Origin of the sequence: Proteus sp. G2669 (genome assembly GCF_009915245.1) — a bacterium.
Taxonomy (GTDB): Bacteria; Pseudomonadota; Gammaproteobacteria; order Enterobacterales; family Enterobacteriaceae; genus Proteus.
Map to the genome: position 1 here is coordinate 114,020 of NZ_JAABLX010000012.1, position 24,392 is coordinate 138,411.

Genomic DNA, 24,392 nt, shown 5'->3' on the forward strand with positions numbered 1-24,392 from the left:
AGGCGTAAGGTATTTCAATGGCTAAACCAGCATTTATTATCACTTTAGATACCGAAGGCGATAATCTTTGGGAAAATGAGGGTGAGATCACCACTCAAAATACACACTTTCTTCCTCGTTTTCAGCAACTTTGTGAGCGCTTTAATTTTAAACCTGTTTGGCTAACAAACTATGAAATGGTTATGGATGAAGCCTATATTGAGTTTGCTCGTGATGTTATTGCACGTAATACCGGTGAAATTGGTATGCACTTGCATGCATGGAATAGCCCACCATTAACACCTTTAACGGACAACGATTTATGTTATCAGCCTTATTTAATTGAATATCCCAAAGATCAAATGCGAGAAAAAATCGCATTAATGACGCATTTACTTGAAGATAAACTGCAAACTAAAATGTTAAGTCATCGTGCGGGGCGTTGGGCATTTAATGAGATTTATGCACAACTTTTAGTTGAGTTTGGTTATCAAGTTGATTGCTCTGTGACGCCTAAAGTAGATTGGCGATTTACTAAAGGTGATCCCGCACAAGCAGGTGGAACAAATTATACCGATTTTCCAAGCCATGCTTATTTTATGGATCTAGAGGATATCACTAAAACAGGTAATTCATCGTTACTAGAAGTGCCAATGAGTATTCAATATAAGCACTCGCCTTTAATGAATAAATTTAAGCAAGGCTACGATAAGTTAAGAGGTAAGCAACGAGCCCCTTCAGTAAATTGGCTTCGCCCTAAAGGCGGAAATGCCCAACAGATGATTGAAGTTGCTGAAAAATCGTTAGCTCAAGGCCACTCTCATATTGAATTTATGTTGCACTCATCTGAATTTATGCCAGGTGGAAGCCCAACATTCCGTACCGAAAAAGATATTGAAGGGTTATATCACGATTTAGAAACGTTATTTAGTTTCTTGTCAGATAAAGTGCAGGGAATGACGTTAGCAGAATATTATAGAACAAAAAATAAGGCATCATTATAATGTTTTTTAAGATGGGTTGGCAACAAGGTTCAGAATCGGAATATCGAGAAGCATATACTAAATTTGGGGGGAGTATTATTACTTCCCCAGACTTGCTTAATTTTATTCATCAGCGCTTTAATTTGGATGAGAAATTTTATATAAGAAAAGATAGAAATAATCAAATTATAGGTGCTTTTTGTACTTGGCATGATAAGTATTTAGCGGGAGAACAGAAAATAGCACATAATTTAGGACTTTATCGTTATATGCTAAATTTCGATGAAATTATATTACCATTGTCGACAGAGGAAAAAGTATTTTTACCTGCAAAAAGTAAATTTTTATCCGAAAAACATAAAGAGCAAGTAATAAATGCATTTGAGAAAATTAATGCTCATCGCGAGATATGTTTAGTGAAATCATTTTCTAAAAAAACAATTAGTACTCGAAATAGAGAATTAAATAAATTTATTAAAAAAGGTGGGAGTGTTGTTAATGTATCTAAATATTCAGTAGAAGAATTTACGGATATTTATGATGAACTTTATTTCAAAAGACGAAATGAACATTCGAATAAAAAAGAGATACAAGAAATATTAAATACATTCCCTGATTTAGTCTTTGGTAATATATTATGGCTAGAGAATAATCCAGTTGCTATGCAATATGTTATAAGGAAAGAATCACCAAACTGGGTTTGTTTTGATTATATTAATAGCGGAATGGATATGAGTTATCCTGATTTATCTCTAGGAACAATAGCTGCCTGGGTAAATGTCCGTGATGCAATTGAATATACAAATAAAAGAAATTTAGAATTAAGATATTGTTTTGGTAGGCCAACATTTGATTACAAAGAAAGATGGTGTAACCGTTCCTCTCTACAAAGAGTAATATCAATATAGTTAGATTGGCTTTTTCATGCATAATACCTTGAAATTAAATTATATTTTTTAATCTTTACAATCTACTTTTGGGTAAAATGAAGAAAATAGGTACATTTTCTTCTGATATTCAATTTAATAGTATTCTTATTTTCTCTACGACAATGCTCGGGGAACTTTATGTGTAATACTTCTGTGGTCCGAGCTCACTATTTTGATGCACATATCATATTGGTTTCTAGCTAAAAATAAGTTATTAGTTGAAAATGATAATCAAATAGACAGCGTAGTAATGGCTGGTTGTCAGTACATTTTACGTAATACTTATGATGTAATCTCACATTTGGTTTAAAGAATGGATTGTTGCCAGCCTCTAGCCATGTTATTCAAAGTAAACTTGATGAAGTATTATATACATTAACTAAAAAAGATAAGGGACTTAACCCTTATCTTAATTAACTGAATTTAATTTTTAAATATTTTTTCTTTATACTTAGTCTTATTTTTTTATCAAGAATAAAACTAAGCATATTGAGTTCATTAATCCTGTTTTTTAATTTTTCGATAGTTTCTTTTTTTAGTTCCTTTTTATATTTATATAAATGAATTATACAGTGCGATATATTTAAATGGAGGTGTTTTTGGGGTAGTGTGTCTAGCATGGAGATCATAGCTTCAGCCATCAACTCTATTTTTTCTTTACTTAAATTATTTGATAGACTACTTGGATGTTTTATATAGTTATATAAAATACTATCAGAGTATAGAAATCTATTGGATAGATTTAGATATTTTGGGAAGAAAAAAGCATCTTCATAGCAAAAAACATCTGGAAACTCTATTTTTAACATCAGCTCTCTTAAGAAAAATTTACTACAAAGATGAGCTTGAAATTTTTTATGAACTAAAAATTCAGATATAATCTCATCTTTGCTTTCTATTTTATATTTTATATTTTCTTGTTTTTCTATTATTTGTTTATCATTAAATACTTCTTGTATTTTTGTTATAAGGAGATCTGGTTTTTCTTTACTTAGAATAGAAAAAATATCTAGCATATCAAAATCAGAAAGAAAATCATCACCATCTACAAAAGTAATATATTCACCTTTACATAAGGGAATAGTGTATTTTCTTGCTTTGCCAACATTATTAAAACAAACTTTTTTATAGTAAAAAGAAGGATGTGTATTTACATATTCTTTTAATATTTCTTCTGTTCTATCGGTTGAGTTATCATCAATAAGAAGCACTTCATAGTCATTTTGATTACAATTTCTAAGAGCATAATTAATTGAACTAACACATTTTTCTATTAGTGTTTCTAGATTTTTTATATTAACGATAATAGATAAAATCATAATAAATCCTAAAATAATCTTGATGGTAAGATGTAATGCATAGAATCAGAAATATATTTTTAGGTGTAATCATAACGTCAATAGAGTCAATTAAGATTACTTTTCTGTTTACTGAAGCTAAGATTAGTTAAAGTATTGAAAAACATCATGCGCACTTATCTCCCCAATATCCCCACCTTCTGCTTTTACAGCCGTTTGGGCTTTACCATAACCGCCAATTAAGCCGGGATCGGTAGGGCCAAATAGGGTGATATTGGGTTTATCTAATGCGGCCGTTAAATGGCTTAATCCGGTATCCACAGAAACGACGCTTTTAGCACCAGCAATAACCTGAGCCACTTGGGCTAATGACATCTTCGGTAATACATCAACGTAGTCAAAATCTTTTGCTAAGCGAATGGCTCTTTGATGTTCATGCTCTGCACCCCAAGGTAATTTGATGCGTACTCCAGAATCTGCAAGTAGGGCGATTAACTCTCTCCAATGGGATTCAGGCCAATGTTTTTCATCACGCGTAGTTGCGTGTAAAAAGACTAAATAAGGGCGCTCATCAAAGGAAGGAAGTGAGAGAAAATGTTGTGCAATTCCATAATCCCCCTGAGACTGTGGGATCGGATAATTTAAGCTTAGTGCAAATAGTTGGCGAATTCGTTCAACAGCATGCATTTTTTTACTGACATTGTGGCGAATGTCGTAAAAGAAACTTGCTAAAGGCTCGCGGGCACATTGACGAGAATAACCATGTTTAGTGCCTTTGGCGTATCGAGTCACTAAGAATGCACTTTTCAGTAACCCTTGCGCATCAATAACGGCATCATAATGATGAGATTGAATAGCGCGACGAAATTGCGCGCGCTCAGCACGAATAGGGGCACTAAACCAGTTTTTTCGCCAACGGCGTATCGCCACAGGAATAACCGTATCAACAGCTTGATGCCAGCTAGGGATCTGTGCAAAGCCTTCTTCAACTGCCCAATCAAAACGAATATCAGGATAAACATTTATTGCATCAGTTAATGCTGGCAATGTATGTAAGACATCACCCATGGAGGAGGTTTTAACAATTAATACCCGCTTCACGCTGATGGCTCCGTTGACAATAAACTTTCTAATTCAGCAAAAACCTTCTCTGGCTGAATATCAATTAAGCTTTGGTGATAGCCTTGTTCGGCATCCCCTTTACGTACTTTGTGGTAGCCAGTAATTAAACGGATCACGCGCGCTTTATGTGATAAAGGAGGGGTAAAGTCAGGGCTACTTGGGCCATAAAGTGCCACTAACGGACGCTCTAACGCAGCTGCAACATGCATTAAACCGGAGTCATTACTGACGACCGCTTTACAAGATGCAATCAAATTAACTGCCTGCTCAAGACTGGTTTCGCCAGCAAGATTAAAACACGCTTCTCGAGCATCTGGTGTTAAAGCTTGTTTTATCTCTTCACCGGCTTCTTTATCTTTTTGAGAGCCAAACAAGAAGATTTGATAGCCTTGCTCTGTGATAAGTTTTTGCGCTAAAGCAGCATAATGATAATGAGGCCAACGTTTTGCAGGGCCAAATTCAGCACCTGGGCAAAAACCAATAGCAGGACGTTGAATAGATAACGAAAATTGATGCAATGTGGTAGAGATATCACTCTCGGTTACGGATAACTTAGGCCATAACAGAGGTTGAGGTAAATCAGTCGCTTTTTGCACCTTTTGTTTGTCATAAGCAAGTGCAACATACCGTTCAACCATTAAAGGAAATGCGTCTTTGTCTAAAGGTCGTAAATCATTTAATAGCCCATAGCGCATTTCTCCACGCCATCCTGTGCGTTTAGAAATATCTGCAAAGAAAGGGACTAATGCAGACTTAAACGAGTTAGGTAATACATAAGCGTGAGTATAACCTTGCCCTTTTAATTGTTTTCCTAAGCGACGGCGTTCACCAATGGCTAAAGCACCGTGCCCTAATGGCATTGGGATCGCATTATCAACTTCTGGCATTTTTTCCAGTAATGGACGACACCACGCAGGTGCCATTACATCAATTGTTGCCGCCGGATGTAATGCTTTCAATGTACGATAAAGACTTTGGGACATCATCATATCCCCGACCCATGACGGCCCTACCACAAAGATTTTCATAAACAGTGATTACTTACCTTGATTTAACCATTGCATATAAAGCTCTACGCCTTCAGCAACTGTTTTAAAAGGTGCGGAATAACCTGCTTTACGTAAATTTGTTAGATCAGCTTGAGTAAAGGCTTGGTAACGACCTTTCAATTTCTCAGGGAACTCAATATGTTCAATAGAGAGATCTTTATCTTTATGATGAGCAATAACGGCATCGGCAACAGCTTGGAATGATTCCGCACGGCCTGTACCGCAGTTAAAAATACCGGATACATTATTACGCCAGAACCATAAATTAACCGCAGCCACATCTCCAACATAAATAAAATCACGTTGGAAGGTTTCGCTACCTTCAAATAATTTTGGATTTTGGCCAGCATTTACTTGGTTATTTAAATGGAATGCAACACTTGCCATGCCACCTTTATGTCCTTCTCGAGGGCCATAAACATTAAAATAACGGAAGCCACAAATCATCGAATCTGCTTCAGGTAAAATCTGGCGTACATATTCATCAAATAAGAATTTTGAATAGCCGTAGACATTTAAAGGTGCTTCGTATTTTCTATCTTCGATAAAATTATCAGTGCGACCACCATAAGTGGCTGCAGAAGAGGCATATAAGAAAGGAATTTGGCGTTCAAGACAAAAATGAAGTAGCTCTTTAGAATATTGATAGTTGTTATCCATCATATATTTGCCATCCCACTCAGTGGTAGAAGAGCAAGCACCTTCATGGAAAACAGCATCGATATCACCAAAATCATCACCAGCAACAACGCTCGCAATAAAATCTTCCTTATCCATATAATCAGTGATGTTTAGATCAACTAAATTAACGAATTTGGTGCCATCTTTGAGGTTATCAACAACCAAAATATCGGTATAACCTTCATCATTTAATGCTTTAACTATATTGCTGCCGATAAAACCTGCACCGCCCGTGACGATAATCATGTGGCTACCCCTTCATATAAAAATCTTAAAATTAGCTCTAGGTCTATAATAACACTGAACAGCGTTAACGGTAGTATTCATCACGGAACAACAGACTGAAATTCTCAAAAAATGCAGTGTGTATTAGTGATCTTAATTACATAAATAACATTATTTATTTACATTTGTCGTTTTTAATAGAACAAAGGAATAGAATAAGAAACAATATTGACTATATTATAGTCAAACTATTTATGTTTTCGCTTTTCAGCTTGCTGTCTTAGGAGAAAGTATGTCTACTCCCGCGTTTTATCAACAAATTAATCAACAACTCGAACAAACTCGTCAAGATGGCCTCTTTAAAAATGAGCGCATCATCACTTCTTCACAAAGCGCAGATATCGCAGTTGCTGACGGAAGCCATGTTATTAACTTCTGTGCCAATAACTATTTAGGTCTTGCTAATCATCCAAAATTAATTGAAGCCGCAAAAGCAGGTATGGATAGCCACGGATTTGGTATGGCATCTGTCCGTTTTATTTGTGGTACTCAAGATTCACATAAAACATTAGAAAATAAAATTGCTGAATTTTTGGGAATGGAAGACGCCATTTTGTATTCATCTTGCTTTGATGCCAATGGTGGATTATTTGAAACATTAATGGGCCCAGAAGATGCCATTATTTCTGATGCTTTAAACCACGCATCTATTATTGATGGTGTGCGTTTATGTAAAGCAAAACGTTATCGCTACGCCAATAACGATATGGCAGAACTACGTGTTCAACTTGAAAAAGCCAAAGCAGATAATGCCCGTCATATCATGATCGCCACTGATGGTGTGTTTTCAATGGATGGTGTTATTGCTGATCTAAAATCTATTTGTGATTTAGCTGATGAATTTGGTGCTCTCGTCATGGTCGATGATTCTCATGCTGTTGGTTTTGTGGGTGCACAAGGTCGCGGAACCCATGAATATTGTGATGTGATGGGAAGAGTTGACATTATCACGGGTACTTTAGGTAAAGCGCTAGGTGGTGCTTCTGGTGGTTATACCGCAGCACGTAAAGAAGTCGTTGAGTGGTTACGTCAACGTTCTCGCCCTTATTTATTCTCCAATTCATTAGCCCCTGCAATTGTTTCAGCCTCTATTGCTGTTTTAGATATGCTGAAATCAGGAGATGAAATACGTGCTCGTTTATGGCGCAACGCCTCTCTTTTCCGTGAAAAAATGAGTGCCGCTGGTTTTACATTGGCGGGTGCTGATCATGCCATTATTCCAGTGATGTTAAGTGAAGCTAAATTAGCGCAAGAGTTTGCAACACGCTTACTTGATGAAGGAATTTATGTCACAGGATTCTTCTATCCTGTTGTGCCTCAAGAGCAAGCGCGTATTCGTACACAAATGTCGGCTGCACATACTCCAGAGCAAATTGAACGGGCAGTGGCAGCATTTATTAAAATTGGTAAACAACTTAATGTGATTGCATAAGGCTCCCATATGAAAGCATTGTCAAAATTAAAAGCACAAGAAGGTATTTGGATGACCGATGTTCCAGTACCTGAAGTTGGTCATAACGATGTGATGATCAAAATTCGTAAAACAGCGATTTGTGGCACTGATGTTCATATTTATAACTGGGATGAGTGGTCACAAAAAACAATTCCTGTGCCGATGGTCGTCGGCCATGAATATATCGGTGAGATTGTTGCAATAGGACAAGAAGTTAAAGGCTTTAATATTGGTGATCGTGTCTCGGGTGAAGGGCATATCACTTGCGGGCATTGTCGTAATTGTCGTGGTGGTCGCACTCATTTATGTCGTAATACTATTGGTGTCGGTGTTAATCGCCCAGGTTGTTTTGCAGAATATCTAGTTATTCCTGCTTTTAATGCGTTTAAAATTCTAGACAACATTCCTGATGAGTTAGCCGCTATTTTTGACCCTTTTGGTAATGCTGTACATACCGCGTTATCTTTTGATTTAGTGGGTGAAGATGTACTGGTCTCTGGCGCTGGCCCCATTGGAATTATGGCCGCTGCAATTTGTAAACATGTTGGGGCTCGTCATGTGGTGATCACCGATATTAATGAATATCGCCTTGAGCTTGCGAAAAAAATGGGTGTTACCCGAGCCGTTAATGTTAGCAAAGAGAACCTGACTGATGTTATGAAAGAATTGGGTATGACCGAAGGGTTTGACGTAGGTTTAGAGATGTCTGGGGCACCTCCAGCGTTTCGTACCATGCTTAACACCATGAATCATGGCGGTCGTATTGCCCTTTTAGGTATTCCACCTTCCGATATGGCAATTGATTGGGGACAAGTTATCTTTAAAGGGCTGTTTATTAAAGGTATCTACGGTCGTGAGATGTTTGAAACGTGGTATAAGATGGCAGCACTTATTCAGTCTGGCCTTGATCTCTCTCCGATTATTACTCATCAATTTCCAATCGATGAATTCCAAAAAGGTTTTGATATCATGCGTTCCGGTCAATCAGGTAAAGTGATTCTTGATTGGCAGTAATGAGTGATCATTAAGCAAAAAAGAGCCTTCTAAGGCTCTTTTTTATTGCGTTACTTTTCAAATTCATCCATTGAATTAGGATTAGGAGGAGAGGGTAATTTCTTTTTTTCTGATGAGTCAAATCCATTGGATAACGTATTAATCAGTGTACTTTTTTTCATCGAAATAATGGCTTCTTGTGCTGGCTTTAGCCAAGACGCAGGTTTTGGCTCTTTGGGTTGTTCTGTTGGTGGTACAACTTTTGGTGGTTCAGGCTGTGCTGGTTTTTCTGTTTGTGGTTTTAATAAGCTACTTGGTGCGACTAATTGAATATCAGCAGGTAGTAAAGGCAGCTGTTGTTGCAATGCTCTGACGGTAGAAGGGTGAGGGTGTCCAATAGCGATGGCTGAGCCATTTTTTCGCGCTAAAGCAATTGCACGAGCAAGTTGTTGGCGAGTCTCAGCTTCTGTTTGTACGTTATCAAGAAAGACATGGCGACGCAAAGAAGGAACTCCTGCGGCTTTAGCAGCAATGGCAGCTTGTGTATTACCAATGGTTACGCTATCTAAAAAATAGAGGTTTGAGTGATTAAGCGCTTTAATAACTCTATCCATCGCTTGTCTATCTGATGTCATCGCACTGCCCATATGGTTATTCATACCGACAGCGTAAGGGACATTATTAATAGCATGTTGAATAATACGGTTAATTTCAGCCTGATCCATTGACGGTTTTAGTGTGTCGCGCTCTAGAGGTTGTTTACTAATGGGTGCCATGGGCATATGGATAAGAATTTCCCGTCCTTGTGCATGGGCTTTAGTCGCCACTTCTTTTCCATGAGGTGAATCAGGCAAAATGGCGATAGAAACCGCAGTTGGAAGTTGCAAAATTTGGTTATCTTCTTTTTTACGATACCCAAAATCATCAATCACAATAGCTAATTTGGCCGCAAATGCAGGTGTGCTCACAACCAGACTTAGCAACATTAAACTAAGTAAAAAAGCACTCTTGCGTTGTAATGTGCCAAGTAATTTCAAACCTACCTCCCAAGCCAAGGAACAGGGTTTACTGCTTTTCCTTGACGTCTAATTTCAAAATAGAGTGCTGAACGCTCTTGTCCACCACTGTTACCAACTAAAGCAATAGATTGGCCTGCTTTAACTTGTTGACCAACATTCACTAAAGCACTTTGGTTATAACCATAAAGGCTCATATCACCTTTACCGTGTTCAACCACGACAACTAAACCATAGCCTTGAAGCCAATCTGCTAATAATACACGACCATCAGCAATGGCTTTTACCTCGGTGCCTTGAGCTGCAGGTATAACAATCCCTTTCCAACGTAATTCACCAGAGCCAGAAATAGATTCACCAAAGCGGTGTAATAAAGAGCCCCTGATTGGCCAAATGGCTTGTCCTGCAGGTTTACCTAAACCGCCTGTACGTGACATCAATGATTGTTCTTCAGCTGTTGGTTTATAGGTTGAACCTCGCTGTTGGGCTTCACGTTGTTTGGCGGCGATGCGGGCAGCTTCTCGAGCTTCTCGCTCTGCACGGGCCTTAGCTTCTCGCTCTGCTTGAGCGATTTTATTTCTTAATTGGGATTCGTTAGCTCGCATAGTGGCTAAGTTTTTCTGATCCGCTTTTAAGGTGGATTCAAGTTGGGTTAGTGTTTTTTGTCGAGCCGCTAATGCGTTATCAAGCTTTTGTTTTTCTTGCTGCTGTTTAGTTAAGACTTGTTTTTGTTCGTTCTGTTTTGCTTGCTGTGCGTTTTTTTCAGCCTCAAGTTCTTTTGAGGTTTGAGCCAGTTCGGCCATTGTCTCTTTTCGTGCGTCGTTGATATAGCTGTAATACGCTAGAATACGCTCTTCACGCTGGCCTTCTTCCCCACGAAATAGAAGTTCAATACCTTGGTGTTTACCCTGACGATAAGCGGCGTCCATTTGGCGGGCTAATAACTCTTGTTGTGAATGATATTGTTTTTGTAGACGTGCAATATTCGCGGTGATGGTTTTGATCTCTTTACCTAAAGTTTGTAAGCGACTTTGAGTTTCATGCACTGAACGACCTGCATTAGAGATTTGTGTTTCTTGCGTTTTTAATTGATTAAGAAGTGCAGTACGTTGTTTTTGTTGCTCTTGAACTTGTTTTTCTTTTTCTGCAATCGTGGTTTGTAGATCTTTTAATTGATTGCGATTATCTGTTAATGAATTGGCAAAAACAGGTGCGGCTGAAAAGAGAGTTGTACTAATAAGCAACGTGATTAACGGTAAAGAAAATACACGATAAGACTGATGTGTTTTTTTTTGAAGATCCATTTTCTCTGCCATCTGACCAACGTACCTTTCATAACAGTTTGTAAGATTATTTCATGCCACAAAACAACTGACCAGCTAACATGAAATAAAGCCAAAATTTCAGATAATACCTAACAGGTAATCTATTCAATTAATAAGAGATTATAAAGCAATAATAGAAGGAGAGAGGAAAAAAGAGGCAATCCGTGTGACAGCGCAATAAAATATCACGCTGCCCACGAGAGATATTATTCGACGATAGTACCCCAAAGGTCATATTCATCTGCATGTTCAATAAGAACACGAACGATTTGTCCTGGTTCAACATCAAACTGCTCATTAAGGTAAACCGCACCATCAATTTCAGGTGCATCAGCCATACTTCGACCAATAGCGCCTTCTTCATCGACTTCATCAATCATAACAAGTAGCACTTTACCAATTTTCTCTTGTAAGCGTTCAGTCGAAATTTGTTGTTGTAGTTTCATAAAACGGTGATAGCGTTCTTCTTTCACTTCTTCAGGTACTTGATCGGCTAATTCATTCGCTTTCGCGCCATCAACAGGGCTGTATTTAAAGCAACCAACACGATCTAAGCGTGCTTCGGTGAGGAAATCCAATAACATTTGGAAATCTTCTTCTGTTTCACCCGGAAAACCAACAATAAAAGTAGAACGTAAGGTTAATTCGGGGCAAATTTCACGCCAGCGTTTTACACGCTCTAAGGTGCGCTCAACAGAGCCTGGGCGTTTCATCAGTTTTAAAACTTTCGGGCTTGCGTGTTGTAATGGAATATCTAAATAAGGCAAAATTTTGCCTTCAGCCATTAAAGGAATAACATCATCAACATGTGGATACGGATAAACATAATGCAAACGAACCCAAATCCCTAATTTTGCAAGCTGTTCACATAGACTCACCATACTGGTTTTAACTGGCATTCCATCCCAAAATCCTGTTTGATGCTTAGTATCAACACCATAAGCAGACGTATCTTGTGAGATAACCAGTAATTCTTTTACCCCTGCGTTGACTAATCTTTTGGCTTCATTTAATACTTCACCAATTGGACGACTGTCTAAATCACCACGCATTGATGGGATGATGCAGAATGTACAACGATGATTACAACCTTCAGAAATTTTCAAATAGGCGTAATGACGAGGTGTTAACTTGACACCTTGTTCGGGTACAAGGCTGATAAAAGGGTTGTGATCAGGTTTTGGTACATAGTGATGAATATGTGATAAAACTTGTTCGTAACTATGAGGTCCTGTGATTTCAAGTACCTTTGGGTGCACTTCACGAATTTGATTCTCTTTTGCACCTAAACAACCAGTAACAATGACTTTACCGTTTTCATCGAGTGCTTCACCAATTGCTTCTAGTGATTCTTGTACTGCGCTGTCAATAAACCCACAGGTGTTGACGATGACTAAATCAGCATCATTATAGGTAGGAACAACTTGATAACCTTCTGTACGCAGTTCGGTTAGGATACGTTCAGAGTCCACTAAATTTTTAGGACAACCTAACGAAACGAATCCAATTTTAGGCACTTGATTTGTTTGCGACATGCTCGTGTTCTCAATACTTTTAAATAAATAACAGATTGTTGTTTCTCAGACAGGTGTGAATTTTACGCAAAGGGTGATTTCTACGTAAATAGCCATTATAAGGGATGCTGATTTATTAATAGCTTGCCTGAAGAGGGATCTTGTAGAGTAAAAAGGGGTGACCTTTTTAATTCATCATTTTTCATAAATCCGATGCTAATGGTACATAAATCCGTCAATAAAAAAAATGATTGTTGAGAAACTTTCCGCAAAAACTGAAAGAGAAACGCAGGAATAGGCTGTAATTGCGCCATGACAAAGGTATACTTTGGCTCTTTGATACTATTTTTAACTAACGAGAGTGATTGCATCCTATGCTGCAAGAAGTAATGCAATTTTTCAACCGGCACACCCTGTTAAGTTTTGTTTGGGTTGCGCTGCTGGTGGCGGTCATTGTATTGACCTTTAAAGGGCTTTTTTCTAAGACGAAAAATATTTCCCGTACAGAAGCGATTTCTTTGATAAATAAAGAGAATGCGGTATGTGTTGATATCCGTAGCCGTGATGAATTCCGTAAAGGACACATCATTGATTCTATCAATTTAACGCCTTCTGAAATCAAAAATAATAATATTGCTGAGCTGGAGAAATATAAATCACAGCCAGTTATTGTTGTATCACCGTCAGGCATTGAAGGTGCAAAACCTGCTGAAAGCCTAATTAAACTCGGTTTTGAAAAAGTCTTTATCTTAAAAGATGGTCTTTCAGGCTGGAGTGGTGAAAATTTACCACTGGCTAAGGGTAAAAAATAACGAGCGAGCAGATTGAGTTCTATACTTACTGCTATTCAATTAATAAGGATATAAAAAGGTAAGATTATTATGTCAGAACAGCAAAACCAAGAGATGACTTTTCAAATTCAGCGTATCTATACAAAAGATATCTCTTTTGAAGCACCTAATGCTCCACAAGTTTTCCAAAAAGAGTGGCAACCAGAAGTTAAATTAGATTTAGATACATCTTCTAATACTTTAGCTGAAAACGTGTATGAAGTTATTTTGCGTGTCACTGTAACTGCAACTATGGATAACGAAACTGCATTCCTGTGCGAAGTGCAACAAGCAGGTATCTTCACTGTTGAAGGTATTGAAGGCACTCAATTAGCACATTGCTTAGGTGCATATTGCCCTAACGTTCTGTTCCCTTATGCTCGTGAATGTATCACTAACTTAGTCAGCCGTGGTACTTTCCCACAACTGAACTTAGCACCAGTTAACTTTGATGCGTTGTTTATGAACTATTTACAACAGCAACAAACTGATGCCGCTAATGAAGGGGCTGAAGAAGCTTAATGAACGCTTCTATGACAGTTATCGGTGCCGGTTCATACGGCACCGCTTTAGCGATTACCTTAGCGCGCAATGGCCATGATGTTGTACTTTGGGGTCATGATCCTGAGCATGTTGCTGCATTAGAGCAAGCACGCTGTAATCAGGCATTTCTGCCCGATGTTTCCTTTCCTGATAGTTTATACATGGAAGCTTCTTTGCAAAAAGCCATTGAAGCCAGCCGTAATATTCTTGTTGTGATCCCAAGCCATGTTTTTGGTAATGTATTACAACAGATCAAACCCTTTTTACGTCAGGATGCACGTGTTGTTTGGGCGACAAAAGGACTTGAGGCTCATACTGGTCGCTTGTTGCAAGATGTAGCGCGTGAAGTATTAGGTAATGAAATCCCGCTAGCAGTTTTATCAGGCCCTACTTTTGCCAAAGAGCTTGCAGCAGGTCTGCCTACTGCGATTTCAGTTGCATCAACGGACAATACCTTCTCTGAAGAGTTACAGCAGTTGTTCCATTGTGGCAAAAGTTTCCGTGTGTATAAAAACCCTGACTTTATCGGTGTGCAATTAGGTGGCGCGGTAAAAAACGTGATTGCGATTGGCGCAGGTATGTCTGATGGTATGGGGTTTGGTGCGAATGCACGTACAGCACTAATCACTCGTGGCCTTGCTGAAATGAGCCGTCTAGGTAAAGCATTAGGTGCAGATGCTGCAACGTTTATGGGAATGGCAGGATTGGGCGATTTAGTTTTAACCTGTACCGATAACCAATCTCGTAATCGTCGATTTGGTATGATGCTAGGTCAAGGTTTTGATGTTGATACTGCCCAAGAAAAAATCGGGCAAGTCGTTGAAGGTTATCGCAATACCAAAGAAGTTCGCGCATTAGCAGAACAAGTCGGTGTTGAAATGCCTATTACAGAGCAGATCTACCAAATTTTATATCAGCATAAAGACGCGAAAGAAGCCGCATTATCTTTATTAGGCCGAGCCACTAAAGATGAGATAGACAGCAATCTTTTCTAAGTCTATTTTAGATAGTTATTTATTTCTGTTTTAAACATAAAAAGCCTAAGTTTTTACTTAGGCTTCAATGTAAAAAGAATGAGAGTGAGTATGTCGCTAGAAGAGCTAAAAAGAGTCTGGGATCATATTAAAAATGAAGCAAGATGTTTGGCAGATTGTGAGCCAATTTTGGCGAGTTTCTTCCATGCGACATTACTCAAACATGAAAACTTAGGTAGCGCCTTAAGTTATATGTTGGCGAATAAGCTGGCAACCCAGACGATGCCTGCGATCGCCGTTCGTGAGATTGTTGAAGAAGCATATCGTAGCGATAATTCTATGATTGAATCAGCGGCTTATGATATTTCAGCCGTTCGTTTACGCGACCCTGCAGTTGATAAATACTCTACGCCACTACTTTATTTAAAAGGGTTTCATGCGCTACAAGCTTATCGTATAGCCCATTGGTTATGGAACCAAGATCGTAAAGCGCTTGCCGTTTATCTGCAAAATCAAATCTCTGTGACTTTTGGTGTCGATATTCACCCTGCTGCACGTATTGGTCACGGTATTATGCTTGATCACGCAACGGGCATTGTCATTGGTGAAACGGCTATCGTAGAGAACGATGTTTCTATTTTACAATCTGTGACTTTAGGTGGAACAGGTAAAACTTGTGGTGATCGTCATCCTAAAGTACGTGAAGGTGTGATGATTGGTGCAGGTGCTAAAATACTCGGTAATATTGAGATTGGTCGCGGTGCCAAAATTGGCGCAGGATCAGTCGTTTTACATGAAGTTCCTGCACACACTACCGTTGCTGGTGTTCCTGCCCGTATTGTTGGTAAGCCAACGAGTGACAAGCCTTCACTCGATATGGATCAACACTTTAATGGTGTGGTACCGGGATTTGAATGTGGTGATGGCATTTAATGGCATTAACTGAAGTTACGCTCTCTGAACTTAAGGCTTGTTTACACGCCGAGTATATTGGTGATAACAAGCCTTTTAGTTGGATAAGACTATTTCATCGCGTCTTTTTCTGCCAACGTTCACGTTATCTATTTTGGTGGCGTGTCGCCCAATTCTTTTATTTTTCTAAAAATCGTTTTCTTAAAAAATTAGGCATTCGTATTGGTGCTAAAAACAATCGTAAATATTGCAACGATATCTCATTAAGAACGCGCATAGGTAAAGGCCTTTCATTACCTCATCCCATAGGGATTGTACTGACTAATTACTGTCAGTTAGGTGAGAATGTGACGTTAATGCAAGGTGTCACCATTGGAGTAAAAGAGAAGGATGGCAAAGCAGATATTCGAGTTGGCAACCATGTTTATATTGGTTGTAATTCTTCGATTATCGGCGGAGAGATAGAGATTGGTGATAATGCGGTGATTGGTGCTCACGCATTGGTATTAAAGGATGTAGGGGAAGGGTGTCGGTATATTACTAAAGTTGTCGCCGAAATCAGACAATCATCAGAGTAATAAGTTAGATTTTTAGTCGTTTGAAATTAAAAAAAGCGCTAGTCATTATTTATGATCAGCGCTTTTTACATTTCAGTCTCTTAGTAATGCACCAGGATAACCAAGTTGACGCCATGCTTCAAAAACCACAACCGCAACGGTATTTGATAGGTTCATACTACGGCTATCTGCAAGCATTGGAACTCTGATTTTCTGCTGTGTTGGCATATTGTCTAACACATAAGGCGGTAAACCACGGGTTTCAGGTCCAAAAAGGAGATAATCTCCATCTTGATAACTCACATTACTATGTGCTGGTGTGCCTTTTGTCGTTAACGCAAATACACGTGCGCCAGTTGGCGATTGTGCATTATCAGGGTTTAAACCTTCACTTTCTAAAAAAGTATAGTAATCGTGGTGCTGTTTAATATCAGCAAATTCACGATAATCAAGCCCTGCACGACGAAGACGTTTATCATCCCAAGTAAAGCCCAATGGTTGGATCAAATGAAGATGAAAGCCTGTGTTAGCACACAGGCGGATAATATTACCCGTATTCGGTGGAATTTCGGGTTCAAATAAGACGATATTGAGCATGGTTTATTTAACTTGATAATAATTTTTATACCAATCAACGAACTGTTTTACGCCTTCATCTACACTTGTTTGAGGTTTATAGCCAGTTGCTTTAAATAAATCCTCAGTGTCTGCCCATGTGGTGTAAACATCACCAGGTTGCATTGGTAACATATTTTTATCTGCAGTTTTTCCTAAGTGAGCTTCTAATGCACTAATATAATCCATTAAATTAACTGGAGAACCATTACCAATATTATAGACTTTATAAGGTGCTGAACTATTAGCAGGAGTGCCTGTACTGACTTTCCAATCTTGCTGTGGTACTGGTATTACATCAGCGATGCGAGCAACACCTTCCACAATATCTTCAACATAAGTAAAGTCTCGTTTCATTTCACCATTATTATAAATATCAATAGGCTCATCGTTGATAATAGCTTTTGTAAATTTAAATAATGCCATATCAGGGCGACCCCAAGGACCATAGACGGTGAAAAAGCGTAATCCAGTTGTTGGTATACCATATAAATGAGAATAGCTATGAGCCATTAATTCATTAGCTTTTTTCGTTGCCGCATATAAAGAAACAGGGTGATTAGCTTGATCATGAGGTGAAAATGGTAATTCATCATTTAAGCCATAAACAGAACTGGAAGAAGCATAAACAAGATGTTTAATATTGTTGTGACGACAACCTTCTAAGATTGTCAGAAAGCCAGTTAAATTGCTATCAGCGTAAGAAAATGGGTTAATTAGTGAATATCTAACCCCAGCTTGTGCAGCTAAATGAATAACTTTATCAAACTTCTCAGTTTCAAATAGGCTAGCTATTTTTTCTCTATCAGCTAGATCAATAAGAGAAAATGAAAAATTATGTAGTTTATTCAGAATGTTAAGCCTAGATTCTTTTAAGGAGACATCATAATAATCATTGAGATTATCGATACCAACAACAATTTCACCTTGTTGGATTAGTTTTTTTATTAGATGAAAACCAATGAATCCTGCTGCACCAGTGACTAAATATTTCATTACGTAATTAACCCATATTTATTAATTAATCGTTACCAAATAGGTCACGAGTATAAACTTTTTCTTCAACGTCGTTTAGCACTGATGACATTCTATTGGTAATAATGACATCAGACATAGCTTTAAACTCATTTAAATCACGAACTAATCTTGAGTTAAAGAAGGTTTCTTCTTTCATTTCAGGTTCATAAATCACCACTTCAATTCCTTTGGCTTTAATGCGTTTCATAATGCCTTGGATAGAAGAAGAGCGGAAATTATCAGAGCCAGATTTCATAATTAAACGATAAACACCTACGATTTTTGGTGATTTAGCGATAATTGAGTCGGCAATAAAATCTTTACGAGTACGGTTAGCTTCAACGATAGCACTAATAATATTATTAGGAACAGAGTCGTAGTTTGCTAACAGTTGTTTGGTATCTTTTGGTAAACAGTAACCACCATAACCGAACGATGGGTTATTATAATGATTTCCGATACGAGGATCTAAGCAAACACCTTCAATGATTTGTTTTGCATTTAAGCCATAAGCTTGAGCATAGCTATCTAATTCATTAAAGTAAGCAACACGCAGTGCTAAATAAGTATTAGCAAATAATTTAATCGCTTCTGCTTCTGTAGAGTCAGTGAACAGAACATCAATATCTTTTTTCAGTGCACCTTGTTGTAAAAGGTCTGCAAATTTTTGTGCTCTTTCTGATTGTTCACCAATAACAATACGAGATGGGTATAAATTATCGTAAAGTGCACGACCTTCACGTAAGAATTCTGGTGAGAAAATAATATTATCCGTATTATATTTCTCTCTCATTTCTTTTGTAAAACCAACAGGAATGGTTGATTTAATAATCATTGTCGTATTTGGATTATATTCTAAAACATCACGAATAACAGACTCTACCGATGAGGTGTTAAAATAGTTTGTTTTAGGATCGTAATCAGTAGGTGTTGCAATGATAACAAAATCAGCATCTTTATAAGCGAATTCTTTATCTAATGTAGCCGTAAAGTCGAGCTCTTTGGTTGCTAAAAATTCTTCGATTTCTTTATCAGAAATTGGCGAGATTTTTTTGTTAAGTAATTCAACTTTTTCTTTATTGATATCTAACGCAACAACTTTGTTGTTTTGGGAAAGAAGTACCCCGTTAGATAGACCGACATAGCCGGTTCCTGAGATGGTTATTTTCATATTAATATCACTTTCAAATGTTAAGAGTTATTTATAATCTTTTTTTTATTGCATTAAAAATATAATGAAAAAAATAGTACACACTCTTGATTAATGGTAATTTCAACTCATTTCTGTAAATATTCCATTGCCATTTTATGGCATGATATTTATTCCCAGAAAGAGATTGATTACTTATTCTATATTTAGCTAAAAATTGTTGAATACAATAAGCTTTATCACATTTTTTTAAAATCGTTAACCACATTAAATAATCTTCATGTCCAATTTTTTTTTGATAAAATTTACCAAGTTTTTTGGCATTATATGTACCAGTTAAATTTCCTATATGACAAGTTTTCAGTAAATCATTAAATGAAAATATTTCAGGTGATTTTCTGTAATTAGTAATATTATTTTCATTAAAGGTTCCATAGTTAGAACAGACTACATTCCAACCCATATTAAAGTATTTTAAGTGTTGGGCTAGTTTCTCTTTTTCCCATAAATCATCACTATCTAAAAATGCAATATAATGTCCAGTACATAAATTTATTGCTAAATTTCTTGATTCAGCAACACCCATATTTACATTGTTATTAATAATAACTATTTTATTATTTTTATTGTACTTGGATAATATTTCTTTTGTATTATCTGTTGAACAGTCATTTACAATATACAATATATAATCAGAATATGTTTGTGAAAATACAGACTGAATACTGCTTTCGATAGTTTTTTCAGCATTATAAGCTGGCATGATAATTGAGAAGGTTTCATTTTTCATAATATTATTTTTTTTTAGAAAGTAATATCTTTATATTGCCTTTTATTAAGAAGTAACATTCTTTAAAAAAAGAATGTTTTTCTTTATATAAAGGATGTTTTTTAATTGCAAAGAATATACTGGCTATTAATGATTTATATCCTAGTATTCTGGCAAAACCAGCTCCTCTAGAAATTTCTAAAATAGGGGTGAATTTTAATCCAGTGCTAATAATATCAGGATGCCGTACAACAACTATAGGTATATAAGATATATCAATTCCCTTTTTATAACAATCAGTTATAAATATATGATATTCACAAGCTGGATATTTACAACCTAATCCAAACCTTTCATCTAATAAGATATTTTTAGCTTTAATAATATTACTTTTGAAAAATATTTCCCAATCACCAATAGATAATAATGAACGAAAAGTATGTTTAAAATGATTATTTTTATAATATTTTATATCTTTATTAGAGTTAATAATACCCGTTTTGAAGGTAATAATATCAGTATTTTTTTGTTGAAAATTATTAATTATTTTTTCTATTATACCTTTTTCATAAATTAAATCATCATCTGTAAATGTACATATATCTCCTATCATATTTTTAATAGCAAGGTTTCGACTAACAGATGTTCCTTTTTCAGTTACAGATAGAACTCTAATATTATCATGGGGGATATCTATTTTTGATGGTAAAGGGATATCTATACATTGATTTATTACCAATATATATATATCATCAATATTAATGTTCTGGAAAATTCTATCTATAAACTTTAAATCTGTTCTGTTTGTTGTTGCTACTAAAAATTCTACTTTCATTTTTAATAATCTCGATCTCTAGTTATATTATGTTCATAATTAACATTGAATATAGATTGATATTCTAGATTAACGGCATGTCTTTTATATATGGATATTTGAAAAAACAGAATAAGAAATATAGTTATACTTATTTTAAATAAAATATCTTTAGATGTTGATAATATATCAGCAAGAACAAATATACTAAATATTAGAAAATATTTTGACATTCTAGATATGTTAAGGTTTCCTGATGAAATTAAAAGTAGTATTATACCAAAAAAAATGAAGTTTACTAGTTTGTAATTAATTTTTTTATTTGATGAAAGAATGCAAATAGAAAAAATGAAAACATTCAATAATACACCTAGCCCACTACCAACGGCTTCTCCTACATTAGTATAATTGTTATTATAAGCGTAGTTTTTATATATAGGAAGAATTGAAAATAACTGTTTTATTACTATATTAATCCAACCAAGATAAAATGATATAATTGAAACTAAAATAATAATAAGCATTATATGTTTGGGCCATTTTATTTTCACTATATAAAAAAATGGTATCATCAAAAGAGCTGAAGTATGACAAATACTAGCAATTAAACAAATTATAGTATATTTAATAAATTCATTTGACTTTATATATTTCATTGAGTAGGCAAAAATTGACATTGCTAATGCCTGCCTTACTTGATCATCAAAAGTAAAATATCCAACATTTAATGTAATGAAAAATAATAATACATAATGGATATTATTTTTACTAGATAAATTGAGTATTAAAATAATACTACAAATGAAATAGCCACCTAACACATACACATAACCATGTTTACTAAAAGAAAATAAATTACTCATGTAATAAAATAAATATTCAACATACCAAGGTTTATCAATTCCTTTTTGTATCTCAGTAAATATACCTATATATCCTTTATAGTCAGGCCCCACATCATATCTAAGTATAGTTGGAATAATAATAATTAATAATGATGTTAATATAAAAAAGTAAGATAAAGCTTTATTGTTTTCCTTACTATAAAGGTAAGCAAAAAAAGTGGAAAATAGTAATATAAAATTATATATGATAAAATGGAAAATCATAATATTTTCTCATAAAGGTATATGATTTCTTTAATGCCATATTTATTTTTGATGGATTTTTTTAGTGTTTCTCTTGAAAAATTAATATTTAATAGCTCTTCTATTTTATCTGCAACTAATTCTTTTTCAATATCAAAAACAATACCATTACTCTCATTTATAATTTCATTTATTCCTCCTGGGCATATATTGGATATAGCTGGTGTTCCACAGTATATTGCTTCTAATAAAATATTGGGAAAACCTTCAAATCTACTACTTAAAATAAATACATCTGCCTTTTCAAGCCAGTTATATATATTATCTTTAAAACCAACAAACGAGACAATACTTTCTAAATTATATTTAACAACTATTTTATGTAACTTAATACTAATATCTCTTTTATCATTTTCTCCAACTCCTATAATTGTCAAATGGTACTTATTAGAACTTAATTTTTTTTTGGATATGTTTTTTAATAGTAAATCAAAGCCTTTTTGATAAGTTAATCGACCACATGCAATAATATTAATTTTATTTTCAGAAAGTTCTATTTTTTCATTTATATTACATGATAATTGAGAGTCAATATAATCCGTGTCAATTGGATTGTTTATTGTGTGGATTTTATGAGATGGTATATTAAATATATTAATTAGATCTTTTCTCATGTCATCACACTGGGCAATTATTAGGTCGTAGTTTTTATAAAAAAGATTATAAAATACTTTAGCTAAATATTTAGTTGTATTTAAACTTGCAAAATTAGTTTCTCTGACTATCCATTTTACTTTCTTATTAAATATAATTAAAGGGCTTAGAAGTAGGCCTAAATGACCTGAACCAATAAAAACAGTATCAGGTTTTATTTTTTTTACTGACTTCAGTATATCAAATAAGCAAAACTTTAAACTCTTATTTTTCTTTAATTCATATATTTTGATATTTGAGGTTATTTTCTCTAAAAATGTATGCTTTACATCAAAAACAAGTAACAACTCTATATTAAATTTTTCTTTATTAATATTATTTATTAAGTGAGTAATAATTCTTTCTGCTCCAGCACCAGTTAATGATGGAATAATAAAAAGTATTTTTTTCATTAGATACGCTTTTTATGTTTGTTATTAAAATAAGTAAGTTTCAATATGTTCCATGGCATAGGATATACCCAGTTAGATACAGCCCAAGTGAGAATAAACCTTATAAACATAGATATGCAGAATGCATAACTAACTCCAATTAGTTCATATTTTCTGATTAATATAAAAATTAATATTATATTTATACAGCCTGATATAATAGTAATTAGAGAGAGCAAGTATGTTTTTTTGACATAAGTGATATAGTTGGTTACTACTAAATATAACCCTTGAAAACTTTGTCCTATACATAACCAAAAGACAATTTCTTGAGCTTTTAAGTATTTAGAACCAGCTATAAAACTAATTATATATGGAGAAATTATGGATGCTAATAATCCTGATATTATACAAAATATAAAGAAAATATATGAATAAATAATGATTTTATTTTTTATTTCTGTATTCATATTTACATTTGTTAATTGTTGGAATAAATATGGCATGAAGGTTTTATTTAAAGCATCGAAGACTAAAATAATAGCTAAGCTAACTTGAACAGCCATCATATATATTCCTGCCTCTGATAAACCATATTCTTTATTTATTATGAATCTATCAATAGAACTTAATAGAAAAACCCCAAGTATGTGAGGAGCTAGTGGAATTCCAAAATATAAATTATCTTTAATATAAAATAGAGAGCTTTCTTTTGTTGACAATAAATTATTTTTATACAGTGAAATAAAACATAAGATAGCTGTAACAAAGGATGTGATTAAAATCCCATAAATTCTACCTTCTGCACCAAAATTTAAAAAAACAATTAAAAAAATTGATATGGTAAAACTTAAAAAGCTATTACTAACTTGAATTGCTCCATATTGAAATGCTTTATTTCTTATTTGCAACTGAGTTAATTTGAATCTTAATATATAGTCTAGAGTGGATGAAAAAATAGCAAATACAAGCCATTCTTTTGGAATGTTAAAAAATGAAATAAAACTGTCAGAAAATAAATAAAATAAGATAAATATAACAATTGAACTTAGAAATAGAATAATAAAACTTGAATTATTATATTGTATTAGTATTTTATTATCTTTTGTATCAAAGAACTTTCTACTAGCAGCTCCGGTGGTATTTAATCCTATAATAGCATTTAATCCAGATAAAAGAATCTGAAAAATTGCTATTTTGCCATATTCTTCAGTAGATAAATAATAACTAAATACGGGTAATAACACAAAAGGAATAGATGCATTTAATATATTAGAAGATAAATATATAAACGATTGTTTTAATAGAATATTTTTTTTCATTATCTTTTTGATTAAATAGAACATTTAATAGCTAAAAAACTATATAAACAAAGAAAAGCTACCGCACTGGGTTTACGGCTCCCAGAGCG

The 24,392-nt window shown here is 35.0% G+C and carries 24 protein-coding genes; 9 read left to right on the forward strand and 15 right to left on the reverse strand.

Translation table 11 applies throughout. The annotated features are described in order from the left end of the window. Positions 1 to 17: 17 nt before the first annotated feature. On the forward strand, positions 18 to 983 hold the full coding sequence (locus GWI68_RS02710; RefSeq protein ID WP_166539304.1) for a polysaccharide deacetylase family protein: 966 nt from the start codon (positions 18 to 20) through the stop codon (positions 981 to 983). An 11-nt stretch (positions 984 to 994) separates the two neighbouring features. Beyond that, the gene (locus GWI68_RS02715) at positions 995 to 1,870 is read left to right on the forward strand and encodes an antimicrobial resistance protein Mig-14 (RefSeq protein WP_243733282.1); all 876 of its coding nucleotides are present in this window, start codon (positions 995 to 997) and stop codon (positions 1,868 to 1,870) included. A 434-nt stretch (positions 1,871 to 2,304) separates the two neighbouring features. Here the strand turns inward: GWI68_RS02715 and GWI68_RS02725 are convergent, their stop codons facing one another. The 4 genes from GWI68_RS02725 to rfaD all read right to left on the reverse strand — a co-directional run bounded on the left by GWI68_RS02725 (position 2,305) and on the right by rfaD (position 6,287). Further along, positions 2,305 to 3,210: a glycosyltransferase family 2 protein gene (locus GWI68_RS02725; protein WP_166539306.1), complete on the reverse strand. Its 906-nt coding sequence runs from the start codon at positions 3,208 to 3,210 to the stop codon at positions 2,305 to 2,307. A gap of 123 nt (positions 3,211 to 3,333) precedes the next feature. Beyond that, positions 3,334 to 4,290 (reverse strand): lipopolysaccharide heptosyltransferase RfaC, encoded by a 957-nt coding sequence (rfaC, locus tag GWI68_RS02730; RefSeq protein WP_166539307.1) that lies wholly within the window; start codon positions 4,288 to 4,290, stop codon positions 3,334 to 3,336. Next, positions 4,287 to 5,339, reverse strand: coding sequence for an ADP-heptose--LPS heptosyltransferase RfaF (rfaF, locus tag GWI68_RS02735; protein WP_166539308.1), 1,053 nt, complete (start codon positions 5,337 to 5,339; stop codon positions 4,287 to 4,289). Before rfaF ends, rfaC begins: the two co-directional genes overlap by 4 nt. A 9-nt stretch (positions 5,340 to 5,348) precedes the next feature. Further along, positions 5,349 to 6,287, reverse strand: a complete 939-nt coding sequence (gene rfaD / locus GWI68_RS02740) for an ADP-glyceromanno-heptose 6-epimerase (protein WP_109409868.1) — start codon at positions 6,285 to 6,287, stop codon at positions 5,349 to 5,351. Positions 6,288 to 6,558: 271 nt separating this feature from the next. Here rfaD and GWI68_RS02745 point away from each other — a divergent pair, with 271 nt between their 5' ends. Together GWI68_RS02745 and tdh are read left to right on the forward strand one after the other, a co-directional pair. After that, positions 6,559 to 7,758: a glycine C-acetyltransferase gene (locus tag GWI68_RS02745; protein WP_166539309.1), complete on the forward strand. Its 1,200-nt coding sequence runs from the start codon at positions 6,559 to 6,561 to the stop codon at positions 7,756 to 7,758. A 9-nt stretch (positions 7,759 to 7,767) separates the two neighbouring features. Continuing rightward, entirely contained in the window at positions 7,768 to 8,793 is a 1,026-nt protein-coding gene (gene tdh / locus GWI68_RS02750) for an L-threonine 3-dehydrogenase (RefSeq protein WP_166539310.1), read from the forward strand. A gap of 50 nt (positions 8,794 to 8,843) precedes the next feature. Here the strand turns inward: tdh and GWI68_RS02755 are convergent, their stop codons facing one another. From GWI68_RS02755 to rimO, 3 genes are all read right to left on the reverse strand, one after another. Beyond that, positions 8,844 to 9,758: a divergent polysaccharide deacetylase family protein gene (locus GWI68_RS02755; RefSeq protein ID WP_243733285.1), complete on the reverse strand. Its 915-nt coding sequence runs from the start codon at positions 9,756 to 9,758 to the stop codon at positions 8,844 to 8,846. Positions 9,759 to 9,811: 53 nt separating this feature from the next. Beyond that, positions 9,812 to 11,104 (reverse strand): murein hydrolase activator EnvC, encoded by a 1,293-nt coding sequence (gene envC, locus GWI68_RS02760; RefSeq protein ID WP_166539312.1) that lies wholly within the window; start codon positions 11,102 to 11,104, stop codon positions 9,812 to 9,814. Positions 11,105 to 11,319: 215 nt separating this feature from the next. Continuing rightward, complete coding sequence (gene rimO, locus GWI68_RS02765) at positions 11,320 to 12,648, reverse strand: 30S ribosomal protein S12 methylthiotransferase RimO (RefSeq protein ID WP_072070442.1); 1,329 nt, start codon at positions 12,646 to 12,648, stop codon at positions 11,320 to 11,322. Positions 12,649 to 13,001: 353 nt separating this feature from the next. Between rimO and GWI68_RS02770 the strand changes: the two genes are divergently transcribed. The 5 genes from GWI68_RS02770 (at position 13,002) to GWI68_RS02790 (ending at position 16,464) form a co-directional block, all read left to right on the forward strand. Beyond that, positions 13,002 to 13,439 (forward strand): rhodanese-like domain-containing protein, encoded by a 438-nt coding sequence (locus GWI68_RS02770; protein ID WP_023583406.1) that lies wholly within the window; start codon positions 13,002 to 13,004, stop codon positions 13,437 to 13,439. A 69-nt stretch (positions 13,440 to 13,508) separates the two neighbouring features. Beyond that, positions 13,509 to 13,979 (forward strand): protein-export chaperone SecB, encoded by a 471-nt coding sequence (secB, locus tag GWI68_RS02775; RefSeq protein ID WP_006534205.1) that lies wholly within the window; start codon positions 13,509 to 13,511, stop codon positions 13,977 to 13,979. Continuing rightward, positions 13,979 to 14,995, forward strand: a complete 1,017-nt coding sequence (gene gpsA, locus GWI68_RS02780) for an NAD(P)H-dependent glycerol-3-phosphate dehydrogenase (RefSeq protein ID WP_166539313.1) — start codon at positions 13,979 to 13,981, stop codon at positions 14,993 to 14,995. Before secB ends, gpsA begins: the two co-directional genes overlap by 1 nt. 90 nt (positions 14,996 to 15,085) lie before the next feature. Next, the gene (cysE, locus tag GWI68_RS02785) at positions 15,086 to 15,907 is read left to right on the forward strand and encodes a serine O-acetyltransferase (RefSeq protein ID WP_072064676.1); all 822 of its coding nucleotides are present in this window, start codon (positions 15,086 to 15,088) and stop codon (positions 15,905 to 15,907) included. Further along, complete coding sequence (locus tag GWI68_RS02790; protein ID WP_166539314.1) at positions 15,907 to 16,464, forward strand: serine acetyltransferase; 558 nt, start codon at positions 15,907 to 15,909, stop codon at positions 16,462 to 16,464. Before cysE ends, GWI68_RS02790 begins: the two co-directional genes overlap by 1 nt. 72 nt (positions 16,465 to 16,536) lie before the next feature. Here GWI68_RS02790 and trmL read toward each other — a convergent pair whose 3' ends face one another. Genes trmL through GWI68_RS02830 form a run of 8 tightly spaced genes read right to left on the reverse strand, consistent with a single transcriptional unit; the run spans position 16,537 to position 24,303 of the window. After that, complete coding sequence (gene trmL, locus GWI68_RS02795; RefSeq protein ID WP_166539315.1) at positions 16,537 to 17,040, reverse strand: tRNA (uridine(34)/cytosine(34)/5-carboxymethylaminomethyluridine(34)-2'-O)-methyltransferase TrmL; 504 nt, start codon at positions 17,038 to 17,040, stop codon at positions 16,537 to 16,539. A 3-nt stretch (positions 17,041 to 17,043) separates the two neighbouring features. After that, positions 17,044 to 18,054, reverse strand: a complete 1,011-nt coding sequence (locus GWI68_RS02800; protein WP_166539316.1) for an NAD-dependent epimerase — start codon at positions 18,052 to 18,054, stop codon at positions 17,044 to 17,046. 25 nt (positions 18,055 to 18,079) lie between these two features. Continuing rightward, complete coding sequence (locus tag GWI68_RS02805) at positions 18,080 to 19,246, reverse strand: nucleotide sugar dehydrogenase (protein ID WP_166539317.1); 1,167 nt, start codon at positions 19,244 to 19,246, stop codon at positions 18,080 to 18,082. 31 nt (positions 19,247 to 19,277) lie between these two features. Further along, entirely contained in the window at positions 19,278 to 20,015 is a 738-nt protein-coding gene (locus tag GWI68_RS02810; RefSeq protein WP_166539318.1) for a glycosyltransferase family 2 protein, read from the reverse strand. A 4-nt stretch (positions 20,016 to 20,019) separates the two neighbouring features. Beyond that, positions 20,020 to 20,829, reverse strand: a complete 810-nt coding sequence (locus GWI68_RS02815; RefSeq protein WP_166539319.1) for a glycosyltransferase family A protein — start codon at positions 20,827 to 20,829, stop codon at positions 20,020 to 20,022. A gap of 2 nt (positions 20,830 to 20,831) precedes the next feature. Then, positions 20,832 to 21,917 carry an EpsG family protein gene (locus tag GWI68_RS02820; RefSeq protein ID WP_166539320.1) on the reverse strand — a complete coding sequence of 362 codons (1,086 nt, stop codon included), beginning with the start codon at positions 21,915 to 21,917 and terminating at the stop codon, positions 20,832 to 20,834. Then, a complete protein-coding gene (locus tag GWI68_RS02825) occupies positions 21,914 to 23,002 on the reverse strand; it encodes a glycosyltransferase (protein WP_166539321.1) in 1,089 nt (362 codons plus the stop codon). Before GWI68_RS02825 ends, GWI68_RS02820 begins: the two co-directional genes overlap by 4 nt. Further along, positions 23,002 to 24,303 carry an oligosaccharide flippase family protein gene (locus GWI68_RS02830; protein ID WP_166539322.1) on the reverse strand — a complete coding sequence of 434 codons (1,302 nt, stop codon included), beginning with the start codon at positions 24,301 to 24,303 and terminating at the stop codon, positions 23,002 to 23,004. The genes GWI68_RS02825 and GWI68_RS02830 overlap by 1 nt, the downstream gene beginning before the upstream one ends. Between the last annotated feature and the right edge of the window lie 89 nt (positions 24,304 to 24,392).